Below are 16,612 nucleotides of genomic sequence, written 5' to 3' on the forward strand. Positions count from 1 at the left end.
TCTTTTGGCCTATGTTTTGTCCATTATTTTTCTTTAATAAAACACCGTCAAGACAGCCGCTATGGGTAAAATCACCGATCAAAATTACTTAAAAGATTATTCTAGGCAATTCGCTAAAAAAATTTGTTCGTCCTTTTTTGAGGAAAAGGAGCATATCGGAGGAAGTGAAATCGTGGACCTGACTTCATGCAGGCAGCTAAACTTGCTTGTAATAAAGGCACTTTTTGAGAGATGGCAGACAGAAATAGCCCAGTTGAAAAAGAGCCCCTATTTTAATTACGGGGACACAAAGGTGGAAGAAGCATTTGTCCCTTTTAAAAACTCCCTTTCGAATGCCATTAGGGTAAATCGAGAGAATTTTGAGCCCCTGCTGGAACAGGCGGTAATAGACACAGTACTGCTGGGAGCCGAACCCAGAAAGTTTTTTGAAACCGAAATCCAAAAAGGTGGGGAGGACTTAGCCAGATACCTAGCTGACAATAAAAGATACATCAAATGGAGGTCAGAAGTTTGGCAAAGTCTAGAGAGTAAGGTAAAGGTAGATGCCGAAAAAGATTCCCTTTTCCGAGAGCTGGAAAGATGGCTTGGAGATAGGGACAACAGTGATGGGTTGGTCCTCTTGGAACAACTGGAAAAAACCCTACCTATCAACCACAGCAAATTACATCCATCTGATGACCACAAGGGTCCCTTACCTGCTCTGAACATTGATTCAGCGCCTAAGGACCGCCCTAATAAGGAGGAATACCAGGAGCCTAGGTCCGAAGAGGAAGAGGGTATAGACCCTGCCTTGGCCTGGGCCAAATTTGAAAAAGAAGAATATGGGCTGATGCAGGGTAGCGTGAGTCAATTGAGCAGGGACATTGCCATCAACCAACGCTTTATGTTTACCAAAACGCTATTCGATGGGGATCCCGATCGCATGCAGCAGGCTTTGGAAAAAATCGATGCCATGGACAATTTCATGGAAGCCGTAGAAATGCTAAATGAATCTTATGTACAGGATTTGAATTGGGACGTCAATTCCGAGGAGGTCCAAGAGCTGTTGCAAATGATTTTTAGAAAATTTGACAGCGGAAAATAAATAGTTTTGGACATTTCAGCGTACTACGACCGCCTCCATGAGGATGCACTAAAGAAGATCCTATCTTCTGGGGTGAGTCCGGATCCCCTGATTGATGATCCTGTGGATGATCGTTATGGACTTACTCTCCTGGCTAGGCCTTCTCCTCAGGCATGGGCAATGGTGGAGAATTTTTTGCAGGAATTAACATCCATGGAGCCGGATCAATATTATTATGGCTTCGGGGATGCCCATGTGACCATAATGCCCATCATTTCTTGTGAGCCGGGTTTTTCACTTGAAAAGGTTACCATTTCCGACTATTTCCCCTTAATCGCTGATGCCATAAGGAATATCCCCCCTTTTTGGGTCTCATTTCAAGGGGTTGTGCTTTCTTCAGCTGCCATCATGGTAAAAGGCTATCCCCAAGGGGATCCGTTGAATCGGTTAAGAGAGAACCTGAGACTGGTTTTTGCTGATTCTGATTTGCCCCAGTCCCTAGATAAAAGATACAAACTGCAAACGGCACATAGCACGGTACTGAGGTTTAGACAACCCCTAAAAAATCAAGAGCATTTTTTAAAAGCAATAGAAAAGTCCAAAGAACGGTTATTTGGGAGCTTTAAGGTGCAGGAGTTTGAATTTGTATTTAATGATTGGTACCAGCGAAAAGAAAAAGTAAAATTGCTGAAAAAATATTCCTTGGAGTAATTTGAAGAAAGGTGAGTGGGAATAAATTCGGATTGCCTATTTTTGGATACACTTAAAAATCACTACCATATACACCAGGTAAACTTGTGGAAACTACCAACTCCCCTACTTATTCACTGAAAAGCTGGAGCCTGCTAATTTTGCTTGCACTGATTTGGGGCAGTTCTTTTATCCTTATAAAAAAGTCCTTATTAGTGTTTTCCCCAGGGGAGGTGGGAGCCTTTAGGATTGTGGCCGCAGGCCTAGTTATGTTGCCACTATCCATACCTAGGGTTAAACGGTTGAATCAAAATCAAGTCATTTATTTGTTTATCGTGGGACTTGTAGGAAGTTTCATTCCTGCCTTTTTATTCGCCAAGGCACAGACCCAACTTCCGAGTTCAATTACCGGGGTTATCAATGCCCTTACCCCGCTGATGGTAGTTCTGGTTGGGGCTTGGCTTTTTCAATCCAGGATCAGTAAGGAAAACGGATGGGGGCTGCTGATCGCACTTCTAGGGGTGTGCATATTGGTGCTTTTCAAAGCAGACAAGGGGTGGGACGTCCTATCTGGAATCAATGCCTATGCTTTCTTTGTGATACTGGCCACCGTATGCTATGGTTTTAATGTAAACATCATCAAGTACAAATTTGTAATCTTGAAGCCTGTGGCTATTACAGCCATTTCTCTGATGATGGTGCTGCCCATGGCAGCAATTTATCTTTTTGCCTTCACCAATTTTTCATTTAAGTTGGTTCATGTAGAAGGGGGGTGGTTGGCTGGTGCTTATGTGTTATTACTTGGGGTGGTTGGCACCGCTCTTGCCCTCATCATCTTCAACGTGATGGTGAAATTGGTCAGCCCTGTATTTGCTGCCTCGGTCACCTATCTCATACCGCTTGTAGCTATATTTTGGGGAGTCTTGGATGGGGAAAGCCTATTAACTTGGCATTATGTGGGCATTTTGGCGGTAATTATTGGGGTATGGGTTGGGAATAGGAGATAGTGCGAAAGTGAATGATATATTTTGTTAGATTTGTGGGATTTTCAGATTGCTAGCGAATGTTTGATTTTATTACAGATATAGAGTGGGATAATGAATTGCTGCATAGGCTGCTAAAGACAGTGGCAATAATAGTGGCTTTGTGGTTAATCAACCGGTTATCTGTAAGATTCATTTACAGGGGGGAGTCGGATGAGATGCGCAAGACGTATCATTTGCGAAAGGTCATTGAGTACAGTTCCTTTTTTATTGGCATATTGATCATAGGAAACCTTTGGGTGGACAACTTCCAATCCATCACCACCTTCCTTGGCTTGCTTTCGGCAGGTATTGCCATTGCTTTAAAGGATATCTTTGTGAACATTGCGGGTTGGGCATTTATCTACCTTCGAAAACCTTTTGATGTAGGAGACCGCATTCAAATCGGAGATGTTAAGGGGGATGTGATTGACCTACGCCTTTTTCAACTGAGTTTGCTGGAAATCGGAAATTGGGTGGATGCGGATCAAAGCACCGGCAGGGTAATCCACATCCCAAATGGAAAAGTGTTTACGGACCCACAGGCAAATTACTCCATGGGATTTAGTTATATCTGGAACGAACAAACCATATATATCACGCTAACCAGTGACTTCAAAAAGGCCAAGGCTATCTTACTCGATATACTGAACACCCACTTAAAGGACGAACTGAAATTGGCCGAAAAAGCTTTTAGAAAGGCCAAGCATGACCATTTGATTGTCTATAAACAGTTTACTCCGATGATATATACCGATATCACGCAAAGGGGAATTCAGCTATCCATGCGCTACCTCTGTAATCCCAAAAAGCGCAGGATGCTCAACCATGCCATTACCGAGTCCATCTTAGAGCGCTTAGGGCCTGAGGACAATATTCGCATCGCATACCCTACCTCCACGGTTATGCTTCACCAAGACCAAGTCCATCCCTCCAACAATCCTGGCAAAAAGCCTCAAAGCCCACCCAAATAGCCCTTCTAGTACACGAGTGTAACTACTAAAAATGCTTGTAAGCTGTACTAAATTGGTTAATTTTGCGGCTATGGCAAAAACGGAAGCAACACAGGAGACCAACCTACTGAAAGATATTATTGCCCATGCCAAGGAGTATGGGTTTGTTTACCCCTCATCGGAAATCTACGACGGTCTGCAGGCTGTCTATGATTACGGCCCTTATGGGACAGAACTGAAGAACAATCTTAAGCGACTTTGGTGGGAGTCCATGACCCGCCTACACGAAAACATCGTAGGGGTGGATGCAGCTATTTTTATGCATCCCACCACTTGGAAGGCCTCCGGCCATGTGGACAGCTTCAATGACCCCATGGTGGACAATAAAGACAGCAAGAAAAGGTACAGGGCTGATGTGCTGATTGAAGACAAGGCCGCCCAATATGAGCAGGCCGGAGACCTTGCCAAAGCAAAGGCCCTACTGGAGGAGATGGGCAAGCTCCTTGATGCCGAAGACCTTAAAACTTTAAGGGAGCTAATGATCAGGGAGGAAATCACCTGCCCACTGAGTGGAACCGCAAACTGGACGGAAATCCGTCAATTTAACCTGATGTTCAGTACTCAGGTAGGGTCTGTGGCAGATGACAGCAGTACCATCTACCTGAGACCGGAAACAGCGCAAGGCATATTTGTGAACTTCCTCAATGTGCAAAAAACAGCCCGAATGAAGGTACCTTTTGGCATCGCCCAAATCGGAAAAGCTTTTAGGAACGAGATTGTGGCTAGGCAATTTATCTTCCGTATGCGGGAGTTTGAGCAAATGGAAATGCAGTATTTCGTAAGGCCAGGTACGGAGCTGGAATACTACAAGGAATGGGCGGATAAACGCATGAAATGGCACCGGGCACTTGGTATTCCTTCCGAAAAACTAAGGAGACACGACCATGACAAACTGGCCCACTATGCGAATGCCGCCTTGGATATAGAATATGAATTTCCCTTTGGCAACAAGGAGGTGGAAGGCATACACAGCCGCACGGACTTTGACCTAATGGCCCATCAGAAATACTCCAAAAAGAAGCAGCAGTACTTTGATCCCGAAGTGAACCAGAATTATGTGCCCTATGTGATCGAAACCTCCATAGGGGCGGATCGGCTTTTCTTGATGATGCTTTGCAACGCCTACACCGAAGAGGAGCTGGGAGGAAAAAAGCGGGTGTACCTGAAGTTCCCTCCCGCACTGGCCCCCGTAAAAGCAGCCATATTGCCATTGGTGAAGAAAGATGGGTTGCCGGACAAGGCCAGGGAGATTGTGGCCAACTTGAAATACGATTTCAACATTATTTATGAGGAAGCTGCCTCCATAGGCAAGCGCTATACAAGACAGGATCTAATAGGCACCCCTTATTGCATTGCGGTAGACCACCAAACGATAGAGGACGATACGGTAACGATCCGCCATAGGGATACTACAGAACAAGAGCGAGTTCCTATTACCGAGCTGCATGGCAGGCTCAGCGAAGCCTGTAGTTTTAAAAGGGTGTTTGAGGCCATGGGGTAATTGTAAGTACCTAAAATCCTGCGGATTTTAGGTGGATTAATTTAGATATAAGAATACACATCGATTTCATTTAATTCCTTTTTTTTCGGGATGCAGTTTGGTGTTGACACCACTTTTGGAATCAAGGTTTTAATTTTTTAGGGGATTTTATTCCCTGGTTTCCCTTTTATCGATGGAGGAGATCCCGGGCTGATATCCGTATGTTTTTTTGTAGGTTGACTGTTAGATCTGAATTTTCCTGTTTGAGTAGCGTCAAGAATTTGGCTTTGTTGCGGCATTCACCAAATCCCAGAATTCTTCCCAGTCTATCCAATGCTTCTAATACTTTTTTCAGTCACAACCACAAAATGCCCTTTTTCAATAATTTGCTGGTGGTTTTGGATCAGATTTTTTAAAACTAATACCTTGTTCCTTGCGGTTTCGTCAGTGAGTCTCAAAAAAATAACACCGCAATGAGACTGCCTTTTTTTAAAAATCAACTCACCGAAATCTTTGTCGTTGGTAATCAAAATTCTCTCCTCACTTACAGCTATTTTAAGAATTTCTTTATCCGAAATCCCTTTTCTATCCGGGGAAATTGAAATGACATCATGACCTTCAGCAGACAACCATTTTGCAGCAGTCGGGCCGGTACATTCATCCACAATAAATTTCATTTTGAATGTGAAAAAGGAGTGAAAAAGTTATTTTCCATAACTTCATTGGCAAAAAGCAAACAGGCCCGAATATCTTTTTCTGTTATATAATTGTACTCCTCAATGATTGACTGGGGAGTTTCTCCATGGGCAAGCAATCCAAGAATGAACTGAACGGACAATCGGGTGCCTTTGATGACAGGCTTTCCGGCCAATATTTCAGGATTTAACTCAATCCGTTTAAGTAGTGCTTCCATTTGTCAGTTTTATACAAATTTACATTAAAATTTTTATTGTAGATTGCGTAAGTACCAAAATCAACGGCACTTTGAATGCCTTCATAAACAGCGATAAAGTTGGTCGGATGATTCAATAGCTCATTCCATAGGGGCAGTTGAACGGACATGTTTTGAGCCACACGCTCCATGTGGTGGCACAGACCCAGTTGTAGTTGTTCCAGTGCTGTTTTCAACGAATAGGTGCCGGTTCTTCCCAGATCTAATCCAATATCTTTCAATTCCATAGTAACTCTTATTGTTTGCTATCTGCCAACTCTAAATCGGTTTTCGGTATACCCCTTTCAATTTAAATGGAGTCAATCATAGGACTTTCTTAACTTCTAGTTTTTCAAGACGATTCGGAAACGGGCTCTTCCTGATTCCAAGTGCTCTAAGGCTTCATTGACTTGAGACATGGGAAATTCTTCTGTAATCGGGTAAATGTCATGTCTTACACAGAATTCCAACACAGTCCGTGTCAAGGCCGGGCTTCCGAGAGGACTTCCAGTGACAGACTTTTCTCCCGTAATTAGAGAAAATGCAGGTATAGCCAGAGGCTCTAAAACCGCTCCTACATTATGAAATTTTCCTTTAGGAGCTAGAACTGTCAGATACGAATTCCAATCCAACGTAACATTGGTCGTATTCAGAATGAAATTCAGACTTCCGGCGATTTTTGCCAGTTCCTCGGGATTAGTAGAATCCACAACCTTGGATGCTCCCATTTCAAGGATGGAGTTCTTTTTATCCAGGTTGGAGCTAAAAGCGATGACTTCACAACCCCACTTGTTTAGGAATTTGAGTGCCATATGGCCCAGGCCCCCTCTGCCGATGACGCCAACCTTGTCAGTCGCTTTGACTCCGGCGAGAATGATTGGATTAAACACGGTAATTCCCCCACAGAGAAGTGGGCCGGCCTTATCCAGATCGATACCCTCTGGTAGCGATATTGCCAAAGACCAATGGCTGCGAACGTAGTCAGCAAAGCCACCATGTCTGCCTCCAATAGTGAATTCAGGAAAATCATCAAAAAGTTGATTTTTTGGCATTGAACCTATTTTATAGAGAATTAGAGACCACCAAAACACCCAGCGGGCCTAATTCAAAAAATAGTTATGGGTTTCAGATGCGAGGCTTGTTTTTATGACTGATTTATTCATAAATTTTCGATTCTTAGGGAGGGCACACCTTTGATCGCCAATTCTCAACTTACCATCAGGGCAAATATCGGCCTTCGCTATACCTTCCGTAAGGAATAGTGTAGCGCACTAATTTGATACCTAAAAGTGGAGTGTATCAACATGTGAATCCTAATTTGAACCCATTTAAAAATGCCAGCAATCTATTTTTTGTCGGCATTTTTTCTTCAATCCTTTTTTTCTCCCCAAGTTTTCAAAGTACCAATTTCCCAACTTTCCCCATTGCCTATTTCCATCTTTTGGCCTATATTCACTCGATTTATAGCACACCTTTAGCTAATGAAAACGGTATTCCTCATCATTGTGATCCTGCACGGGCTGATTCACTTGCTCGGCTTTGTAAAGGCGTTTGAAATTGCGGAGGTGAAGGCCTTGGAGCAACACATTACCAGGGGCACTGGATCGGTATGGATCTTTGCTGCGTTGTTGTTTTTGGCATTTGGCCTACTGTACTACCTGAATAGTGCCTATGCTGGACTTGTGGGGCTGCTTGCGGTGATTATTTCCCAGGGGCTTATCATCTACTTTTGGCAGGACGCCAAATTTGGCACTATTCCGAACGTGCTTATCCTCATTACCGCTTTTATTGCCATGGGGAATACAGCATTTACTAGGCAGGTCAACCTTGAAACCTCAACCCTGCTCGGCAACACGTTGTCTACGCCAGAAAAATTGCTTAAAGCAGCGGATATTGTCGAATTGCCGGAACCTGTTCAACAATGGCTGCATCATTCGGGGGCTGTTGGAAAGCCCATGATCCGAGTGGCGAAGGTGGTTCAAAAGGCGGAAATGCAATTAAACCCTGGCCAAAAGGGTTGGAATAGCGCAACGGCTATTCAATATTCCACCGTGGAAGAACCCGCATTCCTTTGGGAAGTGAATGTACAGATGAATCCATTCCTGGTCTTTCGCGGCAGGGATAAGTTTGTAGATGGTAAAGGAGAAATGTGGATCAAGATGAGTGGGCTTGTCGATGTGGTAAAGGAAAAGGGAGAAAAAATCGACGAAGGCAGTCTACAACGCTATTTGGGCGAACTGGTATGGTTTCCATCCCTAGCACTGAGCGATTATATTACCTGGGAAACCCTTGACGAAACTTCAGTGAAGGCGACCATGAACTACAAGGGTACTACAGGAAGCGGGATTTTTCACTTTAATACAGAGGGTGAATTTGTCCGGTTTTCCGCCATGCGATTCAGGGGAAATGAAAAGGATGCCCAGCGAAAGGAATGGGTATTGGAAGTGGAGGATTATCAAAGTTTTCAGGGAATCCGGGTCCCTTCTAAAATGTCCGCCACATGGAGACTAGATGAGGGGGACTGGACATGGCTTAAGCTGGAGATTGTGGATATTAGGTATAATGACATAAGCGAGGTCCATGACAATTGAGGATAAAGGCAGGTCAACCGTTCAGGATAGACACTGCTGCAATTTTAGCAAATGTCTTTAGAATCAACATGCTTTTCGTTATAACTGTCGATAATTAAAGCACACTTTTATGGTAGTTATTGATCATGATTTAAACTATATTTATAACCTGTTTTATTTTTGTGTTTTATTATAATTCACTCTACTATAATGCCCATGAAAAACCCTTTTACTTGGGTGGAAATTTACGTGGACGATATGCCACGCGCCCAAAAATTTTATGAAGATGTGTTGAAAGTCAACATGGTCCCCATGCAAACCCCCGGAGAATTTGGCGACTTGGAAATGCTGAGTTTTCCATGGGAAGAAGGAGGGGCCAATATCAGCGGGGCCTTATGCAAAACCAGCGATTTTAAGCCTGGAGGTGGCGGGACGCTCGTTTATTTTACGTGTGATGACTGTGCCACCGAACTCTCGAGGGTTGAAGAAGCAGGAGGACAGGTGCTGCAAGAAAAATTCTCTATTGGAGACCATGGTTTTTGTGGAATCGCAACGGATACCGAAGGCAATACGATTGGTTTTCACTCGGATAAATGAAAACATGTATTTTATTCAGTGGGTTGGGCATTAGGACATAAAAATTCTCTTTTTATTCCGGTAAGAAACCAAAAAAACACCAAGAGTCTTCCCCTCTTGGCGTTTTTCCTTTATTTCAACTTCTCATACGTAATCCTCTTGGGAGTGGTATCTACCAGTCTTTTTATTTTCTTCGTAAATCTTGAAATTCCCCTAAACTAAATTCTTCCTCGAAAGCCAGGGTATCTGTACAAATACGCTAAAGTAGCGAAAAACATTATTCAAGAAAGTGCGAGTAACGGTCGGCAGTTAATACAACTCATACCAATTAAATTTTTCTTGCACAATTCGTGATTTTTCGCGCTTTAAAAACTCCAGGAACGATGAAGCGACAGGGGAGAGTTTCTTCCCTTTTACCCAAATCAAGGTCCAAGTAGTGGTTATCGGGAGGCCTTTTACAGGGAATATCTGCAAATCCTCATTATGGAGTTCGTTCCTTATTCCTATCAATGGCATAATGGAACATCCCAATCCTGCCAAAACTGCCTGTTTGACGGCTTCGTTTGAAGTTAATTCCATTTTCTTAAGTATAGATATATTGTTTACAGTAATATAACCCTCCATGGTTTGCCGGGTTCCGGAACCTTTCTCTCTAAATATCAATGGCAGGTTCCTGAATGTGTCATTAGTGCTGCATCCTTTCTCAATGGTTACTTTCGAGTGTCCCACCAGGTACAATTTGTTTTGAAGCAAATCCAGTTTCTCCACGTTCAATGAGGTTGGAAGGATGGAAACCAAGGCAAAATCCACTTCGTTTTTTTCCAGGCTTTCCACTACTCTCTGCTTATTGGTTACATCCATAAGCAACTCTATCCCTGAATGGTTTTTAATAAAATCAGCGAGAAAATAGGGCATGACATACTTACCAGTGGAAACTACTGACAACTTTAATCGTCCCGTCAATTGTCCCTTATACGCCAGAGTTTTATAATTAATTGCATGGACTTGATCAATAATATTTTGCGCCGCATCTGCTATTTCATTACCAAAATCCGTGATATAAATTCTCCTGCCTACCACCTCTGTCAGAGGGATATCAAATTGATCCTGAAACTTTTTGAGTTGAATAGAAACTGCTGGTTGGGTAAGATGCAATTCTTCCGCAGCTCTTGTAATACTTTGAGTCTGGACAATTTTCAGGAAGATCTGTAATTGGTTCAAAGTGTAATGCATAAATATTACTTATGTTTATCATTACAATTATAAATAAAAAATTATGAATCTTTGAAATTACTTTTGCGCCAGCTAAAACAAAAAAACTATGCGAATACAAAATTCAAACGTTACCCACAGCATTGGTTTCGAACCCGAAGAGGTCAGAGAACTCATTGTCAACCTGATCGACAGAAAGATCAATGCATACAAAATCGAATTTATGCAACATTGGGAGGCTAACCACAACTTTAATGCAGAGATCATCTCCCAAAAAATAAGGCAGCTCAATGAAAAAAAGGAAGAGTTGAACAAACATTTCTACGAGGTTCAACAAAAAAATCAACCCATCGACATTTTAAGAGTATCCCAAATTCTAATATAAACCAAGGAACATGAAGACCATAACCATTGCAAAAGGAGATGGCATAGGGCCAGAAATCATGGAGGCCACTCTTCGTGTCCTCAGCGCCACAGGGGCTAAAATTAGTTACGAAGAAATTGAGATCGGAGAAAAATCATACCTAAATGGCCATAGTTCAGGGATTCCCCAGGAAGCTTGGAACACCATACGCCTGAACAAAGTCCTTTTAAAGGCACCCATCACTACCCCACAAGGAGGAGGCTATAAAAGCCTTAATGTCACCATGCGCAAGGCTCTAGGCCTTTATGCGAACATTAGGCCCTGCAGCAGTCTGTACCCTTTCATTTTCACCAAACACCCCAAAATGGATGTGGTTATAGTAAGGGAAAATGAAGAAGACCTATACGCGGGAATTGAACATCAACAAACTCAGGATGTGGTTCAGTGCCTTAAATTAATGAGCAGACCAGGGTGCGAAAAAATCATCCGATACGCCTTTGAATACGCCCGGCATTTTCAAAGAAGAAAGGTGACCTGTTTCTCTAAAGATAACATCATGAAACAGACGGATGGGCTTTTCCATCAAATCTTCAAGGAGGTGAGCAAAGAATATCAAGACATAGAAAGCGAGCATTTTATAGTTGATATTGGTGCCGCTTTGCTAGCCGATAAGCCCGAAATTTTTGATGTCATTGTCATGCCCAATTTATATGGGGACATCCTCTCAGACATTGCCGCTCAACTAACAGGATCAGTGGGTCTTGCCGGTTCCGCAAATATTGGAGAGTCCTGCGCAATGTTTGAAGCCATTCACGGCAGTGCACCTAGTCTGGCAGGAAAAAACCAGGCCAATCCCTCTGGCTTACTGATGGGTGCTTTGCAAATGCTTAATTATATAGGGGAAAACCAAGCGGCCGAGCTCATCCACAATGCCTGGCTTTTCACCTTGGAAAAGGGCATTCACACACCAGATATTTTCCACCAGGACACAAGCAAGCAAATGGTAGGAACCAAAGAATTAGCAGATGCGATCATTCAACACTTAGGGGAAAACCCGAACAGATTTCCGAGAAAATCCTATGGGAACAATAAGCCCTTCAAACTACCACAACTAAAAGAGAATGTACAGGCACACAAGGAGCTTTGGGGAGTGGATGTATTTGTGGACGATAAGGCTAAAATCCCACAGGAAGTGGCACAGCGATTACAAGCCATGGAACTGCCTGACCTCTCCTTGCAAATGATCACTAACAGGGGGGTAATGGTGTGGCCAAACGGATTTGAAGAAACATTCTGTACCAATCATTGGAGATGCAGGTTTTTACCTAGGTCCAGAAAAAAAGTAGAAAAAGAGGATATCTTGATTCTACTTCAAAATGCCCTGATAAACAATGTGGACGTGATAAAAACGGAGAATCTTTATGCTTTTGATGGAAAACCTGCCTTTTCCTTGGGACAGGGTCAGTGAAAAGTAAATGCGGTGGACTTAGAGGCCACCGCATATCTCCCAAGCAACCTATTAGTTACATTTTATAATTAAACATGATTTCACACCAAAGGCAAAAATGGATCTAACAATACTACTGGATAATTTGACAAACCCTGCACTATTGTTTTTTGTGTTGGGCATAGTGGCAGTAAGGCTGAAAAGCGACTTGGCCATACCTCCAAACTCTTCCAAATTCATTTCAATTTATCTGTTATTCTCCATAGGGTTTAAAGGAGGGCAGGAACTCGCCCATAGCCCCAATGATATAAGTATAGCAATAGCCATACTCTTTGGCATTACCCTGGCGGCCATTATTCCCATCTACGTATTTTTCTTGATCAAAAAACGGCTTGGGGTAGAAAATGCTGGAGCCATAGCTGCCGCATATGGTTCCATTAGTGCGGTTACCTTTGTGACCGCAGTCACCTTTTTGGAGACCCTGGATTTGCATTTTAATGGTCACATGGTGGCAGTGATGGCATTTATGGAAGCACCAGCCATAGTGGTTGGGGTTTTCCTTATGAAGCGGTTTTCCTCTGAAAAGCAGATGGGAATGAGCCTTAAGGAAGTTTTTGGGCATGCTTTGACCAATGGAAGTGTGTTATTGATCTTTGGTAGCCTACTCATTGGGTTTTTGGCAAACGATGCACAGGCAGAAGGTATAAAGCCTTTTACCACCGATATCTTTAAAGGATTCCTTGCTGTTTTCCTGCTAGACATGGGCATAGTGAGTGGGAAAAAGTTGGGAGCTTTTCTTACTTCCGGAAAGTTCACCACTACCCTGGCTGTAGTGTTGCCTTTGGTCAACGGGTCATTGGTGGCCTTCTTTACTCAGTACTTTATACCCGAAATTGGTGACCGCTTTATGTTTGCCATATTGGCGGCCAGTGCTTCTTACATTGCTGTACCAGCGGCCATGCGTTTGGCAGCCCCCAATGCCAACCCAGGAATCTACCTACCCATGGCTCTGGCCATAACTTTTCCCCTGAACATCACCATTGGATTTCCAATATACCTATACATTATAGGCTAAACCTAAGGGGCAAACACAGCTTATTAGGTTTGCTAAAAAAACGACTAGCAGTATTTACTCACCCAAATATCATAGCTGGAGTCCCAGGCACCACATTTTTATTTCAACTTTTTGTATTTGATCCTTTTTGGAGTGGTGTCTCCCAGCCTCTTCTTTTTATTTTCCTCGTAATCGCTGAAATTACCCTCAAACCAATACACATTGGAATCTCCCTCGAAGGCCAGGATATGGGTGCAAATACGGTCTAAAAACCATCTGTCGTGGCTGATGATCACTGCACATCCCCCAAAATTCTCCAATGCTTCCTCTAAGGACCTAAGGGTGTTCACGTCCAGGTCATTGGTGGGCTCATCGAGAAGCAAAAGATTTCCCCCTTTTTTGAGCGTCATGGCAAGGTGCACCCGGTTTCTTTCTCCTCCGGAGAGCACACCCACCTTCTTTTCCTGGTCAGACCCAGCAAAATTAAACTTGCTCACATACGCCCGGGCATTGATTTCCTTATTACCCAGTTTTACGAATTCATTGCCTTCCGAAATAAGTTGGTAAACGGTTTTATTAGGGTCAAGGTCATCATGTTCCTGATCCACATAGGCCAAGCTTATGGTTTCTCCCACCTCAAAATCCCCAGAATCGGCCTTTTCTTGCTCGGTAATCAATTTAAACAACGTGGATTTACCAGCCCCATTGGGTCCTATTACTCCAACAATACCTCCTTGGGGAAGGGAAAAAGACAAATCCTCAAACAGCAGCTTGTCTCCATAGGCCTTAGACACCCCATTCACCTCAATCACCTTGGCCCCTAACCTTGGCCCTGGTGGTATATACAACTCCAGCTTGGATTCCTTTTCCTTGGATTCTTCACTCACTAGTTTCTCGTAAGCGTTTAGCCTGGCTTTTCCTTTGGACTGTTTGGCTTTTGGGGACATGCGGATCCACTCCAGTTCTCTTTCCAATGTCTTTTGTTTCTTGGATTCGGTTTTTTCTTCATTTTTCAACCTATCCTGCTTTTGCTCCAGCCAACTGGAGTAGTTGCCTTTCCAGGGGATACCTTCCCCCCTATCCAATTCGAGTATCCACCCAGCCACATTATCCAGAAAGTACCTATCGTGCGTTACGGCTATTACGGTACCCTTATATTGCTTAAGGTGTTGTTCCAGCCATAATACAGACTCTGCATCCAGGTGGTTGGTAGGTTCATCCAGCAAGAGCACGTCCGGCTCTTGGAGCAAAAGCCTACAAAGGGCAACCCTGCGCTTTTCCCCACCTGACAGATTACCAACTATGGCTTCGCTGGGAGGAAGCCGCAAGGCATCCATGGCCTTGTCCAACATTACGTCAAGTTCCCAGGCATTGGCAGCATCCAGTTTTTCCTGGACTTCTCCCTGCTTTTGAATGAGTTTGTCCATGGCATCAGGGTCTTCCATTAATGCTGGGTCCATGAATTTTTCGTTGATGGCTTCAAACTCCTTCAACAGCCCTATTGTAGCGGACACCGCTTCCTCTACCACTTCCTTTACTGTTTTTTCGGAATCAAGTTCTGGTTCCTGTTCCAGCATGCCCACCGAATATCCCGGTGACCACACGACTTCACCTTGAAATTCCTTGTCCCTGCCTGCTATGATGCGGAGCAAGGAGCTTTTTCCCGACCCGTTCAATCCCAGCACGCCAATCTTTGCGCCATAAAAAAAGGAAAGGTATATGTCTTTTAATACTTTCTTTTGAGGGGGGTAAATTTTAGAAACCCCAGCCATTGAAAATATAATCTTTTCGTTACTCATAATTAAAGGTTTGGTTTCAGTTGAGTAACAAAGATGCTAAAATATCCCCTTTCTTAGGAATAATGAAGCATAATTAATTAATTTGCAGCGAAGAAAGCCACCACTTTATAGAAAACAACCAACCTATTGAGATGGAACATCCATACGGATATATTAAAGACGAAAAAGTTTACCTGAAGGGATTTTTGGGACAGGAGGACCGGGTAATAGGTGAAGTAAAAGAAGACGAAGCATCCACCATTAAGTATTTTGAAGACCGATACGATATGGTCAAACAAAAGGTGGAAAAGCTGAAGCACGACATTGCGGAAAACCAAAACAAGGGTTCTTTTTTGATGAAGCTGATCCATTTGAAGGATTCGCTCATGAATTACGACGGCCTTGGTGACTTCCCCACCCTAATCCAGGAACTGGAAGCCCAAGAAGCCTACCTTGAGGAAATCATTCAAGTAAACCGAATTAGAAATCTGGAAATCAAAAGGGGGCTGATCCAAGAAGCGGAAGCCTTAATGAACGACACGGATTGGAAAGCAACCTCCGAGGAGTTTAAAAACTTGAAGACCAGATGGGTGAAGACAGGGCCTGTAGATAAGGATGTGGAGGAAGAAGTAGAAGCCCAATTCCAGCAGGCCTTGGATGTTTTTTATAATAACCGCAAAAACTACTTCGAGGGGTTGGCACTTCAAGCGGAACAAAACATTAAGGTATACGAAAATTTACTGAGACAAGCACGTCAGGCTCACGAACTTCAAGATGTGAAATTGGCATTCCAAATCAGCAAAAAGATACAAAAAGAATGGAAAGAAGCAGGGAGGGTGCCCGCAGAAAAAAGGCAGCCTATCTGGGATGAGTTTTCTAAGCTAAACAACAGGATTTTCTCCAAATTCAAGCGCACCATGGAGCAAACCCCAAAGATAAGTCCAGGCTTACTGATCAAAAAGGTGGAAAAAATGGCAGAGGAGATGAAACTTCTCTCAAAGGGGGAGATCAACCAGGGTAAACTCTCTGCTGCCAAGAGGTTACAGGCCGAATGGAGGAAACTTCCTCCAAAAAAACCCCGGCAAGCGCAACAAAATATTCGTACTTTCGTCTTCTCCCAAGACGTGGTATTTGAGAAATCCTTTCTTGACAAGCTTAGCCATTCAAAATATCCCGACTTTGACGAAAAAAGCAGTGAAGAACAAAAAAGAATCAAGGCGGGTATTTTGAAAGACTTGATAGGCAGAGACCAAAGAGAACTGGACACCATAAAAGAGAATGCAGAAAACTTCAGGAGCAAGGAAGAAGACTTTGAAAACTTGCTGTATAAAAAAATTGGCGGCTACAAGAGAAAATTGGATGTCAAAAACCACATTCTTAGAGAACTTACAAACAATTAATTCGTTAAGGTT

At 43.2% G+C, this 16,612-nt stretch carries 17 protein-coding genes; 11 read left to right on the forward strand and 6 right to left on the reverse strand.

Annotated features, from left to right (window positions below):
- Window positions 1–61: 61 nt before the first annotated feature.
- The 5 genes from DB520_RS00535 to DB520_RS00555 all read left to right on the forward strand — a co-directional run bounded on the left by DB520_RS00535 (window position 62) and on the right by DB520_RS00555 (window position 5,289).
- A complete protein-coding gene (locus DB520_RS00535) occupies window positions 62–1,084 on the forward strand; it encodes a hypothetical protein (RefSeq protein WP_114747734.1) in 1,023 nt (340 codons plus the stop codon).
- A 6-nt stretch (window positions 1,085–1,090) separates the two neighbouring features.
- On the forward strand, window positions 1,091–1,774 hold the full coding sequence (locus DB520_RS00540; protein WP_114747735.1) for a 2'-5' RNA ligase family protein: 684 nt from the start codon (window positions 1,091–1,093) through the stop codon (window positions 1,772–1,774).
- A gap of 86 nt (window positions 1,775–1,860) precedes the next feature.
- On the forward strand, window positions 1,861–2,760 hold the full coding sequence (locus tag DB520_RS00545) for a DMT family transporter (RefSeq protein WP_232834779.1): 900 nt from the start codon (window positions 1,861–1,863) through the stop codon (window positions 2,758–2,760).
- A gap of 56 nt (window positions 2,761–2,816) precedes the next feature.
- Entirely contained in the window at window positions 2,817–3,749 is a 933-nt protein-coding gene (locus DB520_RS00550; RefSeq protein ID WP_114747736.1) for a mechanosensitive ion channel family protein, read from the forward strand.
- 70 nt (window positions 3,750–3,819) lie between these two features.
- Window positions 3,820–5,289: a glycine--tRNA ligase gene (locus DB520_RS00555; RefSeq protein WP_114747737.1), complete on the forward strand. Its 1,470-nt coding sequence runs from the start codon at window positions 3,820–3,822 to the stop codon at window positions 5,287–5,289.
- Window positions 5,290–5,594: 305 nt separating this feature from the next.
- Here the strand turns inward: DB520_RS00555 and DB520_RS00560 are convergent, their stop codons facing one another.
- From DB520_RS00560 to DB520_RS00575, 4 genes are all read right to left on the reverse strand, one after another.
- Complete coding sequence (locus DB520_RS00560; protein ID WP_114747738.1) at window positions 5,595–5,945, reverse strand: DUF5615 family PIN-like protein; 351 nt, start codon at window positions 5,943–5,945, stop codon at window positions 5,595–5,597.
- Window positions 5,942–6,181: a DUF433 domain-containing protein gene (locus DB520_RS00565; RefSeq protein WP_114747739.1), complete on the reverse strand. Its 240-nt coding sequence runs from the start codon at window positions 6,179–6,181 to the stop codon at window positions 5,942–5,944. The genes DB520_RS00560 and DB520_RS00565 overlap by 4 nt, the downstream gene beginning before the upstream one ends.
- On the reverse strand, window positions 6,151–6,447 hold the full coding sequence (locus DB520_RS00570; protein WP_198675205.1) for a sulfotransferase: 297 nt from the start codon (window positions 6,445–6,447) through the stop codon (window positions 6,151–6,153). Before DB520_RS00570 ends, DB520_RS00565 begins: the two co-directional genes overlap by 31 nt.
- Before the next feature lie 96 nt (window positions 6,448–6,543).
- Complete coding sequence (locus DB520_RS00575; RefSeq protein ID WP_232834780.1) at window positions 6,544–7,251, reverse strand: NAD(P)-dependent alcohol dehydrogenase; 708 nt, start codon at window positions 7,249–7,251, stop codon at window positions 6,544–6,546.
- Window positions 7,252–7,680: 429 nt separating this feature from the next.
- Between DB520_RS00575 and DB520_RS00580 the strand changes: the two genes are divergently transcribed.
- Window positions 7,681–8,790, forward strand: coding sequence for a DUF6544 family protein (locus DB520_RS00580; protein ID WP_114747740.1), 1,110 nt, complete (start codon window positions 7,681–7,683; stop codon window positions 8,788–8,790).
- 195 nt (window positions 8,791–8,985) lie between these two features.
- Window positions 8,986–9,366: a VOC family protein gene (locus DB520_RS00585; protein ID WP_114748705.1), complete on the forward strand. Its 381-nt coding sequence runs from the start codon at window positions 8,986–8,988 to the stop codon at window positions 9,364–9,366.
- A 288-nt stretch (window positions 9,367–9,654) separates the two neighbouring features.
- Here DB520_RS00585 and DB520_RS00590 read toward each other — a convergent pair whose 3' ends face one another.
- Complete coding sequence (locus DB520_RS00590) at window positions 9,655–10,578, reverse strand: LysR family transcriptional regulator (protein ID WP_114747741.1); 924 nt, start codon at window positions 10,576–10,578, stop codon at window positions 9,655–9,657.
- Between the two features lie 88 nt (window positions 10,579–10,666).
- Here DB520_RS00590 and DB520_RS00595 point away from each other — a divergent pair, with 88 nt between their 5' ends.
- The 3 genes from DB520_RS00595 to DB520_RS00605 all read left to right on the forward strand — a co-directional run bounded on the left by DB520_RS00595 (window position 10,667) and on the right by DB520_RS00605 (window position 13,443).
- Window positions 10,667–10,942: a hypothetical protein gene (locus DB520_RS00595; RefSeq protein ID WP_114747742.1), complete on the forward strand. Its 276-nt coding sequence runs from the start codon at window positions 10,667–10,669 to the stop codon at window positions 10,940–10,942.
- Window positions 10,943–10,952: 10 nt separating this feature from the next.
- On the forward strand, window positions 10,953–12,389 hold the full coding sequence (locus tag DB520_RS00600; RefSeq protein ID WP_114747743.1) for an NADP-dependent isocitrate dehydrogenase: 1,437 nt from the start codon (window positions 10,953–10,955) through the stop codon (window positions 12,387–12,389).
- 97 nt (window positions 12,390–12,486) lie between these two features.
- Window positions 12,487–13,443, forward strand: a complete 957-nt coding sequence (locus DB520_RS00605) for a sodium-dependent bicarbonate transport family permease (RefSeq protein WP_114747744.1) — start codon at window positions 12,487–12,489, stop codon at window positions 13,441–13,443.
- A 98-nt stretch (window positions 13,444–13,541) separates the two neighbouring features.
- Here DB520_RS00605 and ettA read toward each other — a convergent pair whose 3' ends face one another.
- Window positions 13,542–15,221, reverse strand: coding sequence for an energy-dependent translational throttle protein EttA (gene ettA, locus DB520_RS00610; RefSeq protein WP_114747745.1), 1,680 nt, complete (start codon window positions 15,219–15,221; stop codon window positions 13,542–13,544).
- A 131-nt stretch (window positions 15,222–15,352) separates the two neighbouring features.
- On the opposite strand from ettA, the gene DB520_RS00615 reads away from it, so the two are divergent.
- Window positions 15,353–16,600 (forward strand): DUF349 domain-containing protein, encoded by a 1,248-nt coding sequence (locus tag DB520_RS00615; RefSeq protein WP_114747746.1) that lies wholly within the window; start codon window positions 15,353–15,355, stop codon window positions 16,598–16,600.
- Window positions 16,601–16,612 lie beyond the last annotated feature (12 nt).

The organism is Pleomorphovibrio marinus, from assembly GCF_003347495.1.
GTDB lineage: Bacteria > Bacteroidota > Bacteroidia > Cytophagales > Cyclobacteriaceae > Pleomorphovibrio > Pleomorphovibrio marinus.

Excerpts from the sequence above, each read along its gene's own strand:
- DB520_RS00535 (WP_114747734.1), top strand. The coding sequence starts at position 62 with ATGGGTAAAATCACCGATCAAAATTACTTAAAAGATTATTCTAGGCAA.
- DB520_RS00550 (WP_114747736.1), top strand. The coding sequence starts at position 2,817 with ATGTTTGATTTTATTACAGATATAGAGTGGGATAATGAATTGCTGCAT.
- DB520_RS00555 (WP_114747737.1), top strand. The coding sequence starts at position 3,820 with ATGGCAAAAACGGAAGCAACACAGGAGACCAACCTACTGAAAGATATT.
- DB520_RS00560 (WP_114747738.1), bottom strand. The coding sequence starts at position 5,945 with ATGAAATTTATTGTGGATGAATGTACCGGCCCGACTGCTGCAAAATGG.
- DB520_RS00565 (WP_114747739.1), bottom strand. The coding sequence starts at position 6,181 with ATGGAAGCACTACTTAAACGGATTGAGTTAAATCCTGAAATATTGGCC.
- DB520_RS00570 (WP_198675205.1), bottom strand. The coding sequence starts at position 6,447 with ATGGAATTGAAAGATATTGGATTAGATCTGGGAAGAACCGGCACCTAT.
- DB520_RS00575 (WP_232834780.1), bottom strand. The coding sequence starts at position 7,251 with ATGCCAAAAAATCAACTTTTTGATGATTTTCCTGAATTCACTATTGGA.
- DB520_RS00580 (WP_114747740.1), top strand. The coding sequence starts at position 7,681 with ATGAAAACGGTATTCCTCATCATTGTGATCCTGCACGGGCTGATTCAC.
- DB520_RS00585 (WP_114748705.1), top strand. The coding sequence starts at position 8,986 with ATGAAAAACCCTTTTACTTGGGTGGAAATTTACGTGGACGATATGCCA.
- DB520_RS00590 (WP_114747741.1), bottom strand. The coding sequence starts at position 10,578 with ATGCATTACACTTTGAACCAATTACAGATCTTCCTGAAAATTGTCCAG.
- DB520_RS00595 (WP_114747742.1), top strand. The coding sequence starts at position 10,667 with ATGCGAATACAAAATTCAAACGTTACCCACAGCATTGGTTTCGAACCC.
- DB520_RS00600 (WP_114747743.1), top strand. The coding sequence starts at position 10,953 with ATGAAGACCATAACCATTGCAAAAGGAGATGGCATAGGGCCAGAAATC.
- DB520_RS00605 (WP_114747744.1), top strand. The coding sequence starts at position 12,487 with ATGGATCTAACAATACTACTGGATAATTTGACAAACCCTGCACTATTG.
- ettA (WP_114747745.1), bottom strand. The coding sequence starts at position 15,221 with ATGAGTAACGAAAAGATTATATTTTCAATGGCTGGGGTTTCTAAAATT.
- DB520_RS00615 (WP_114747746.1), top strand. The coding sequence starts at position 15,353 with ATGGAACATCCATACGGATATATTAAAGACGAAAAAGTTTACCTGAAG.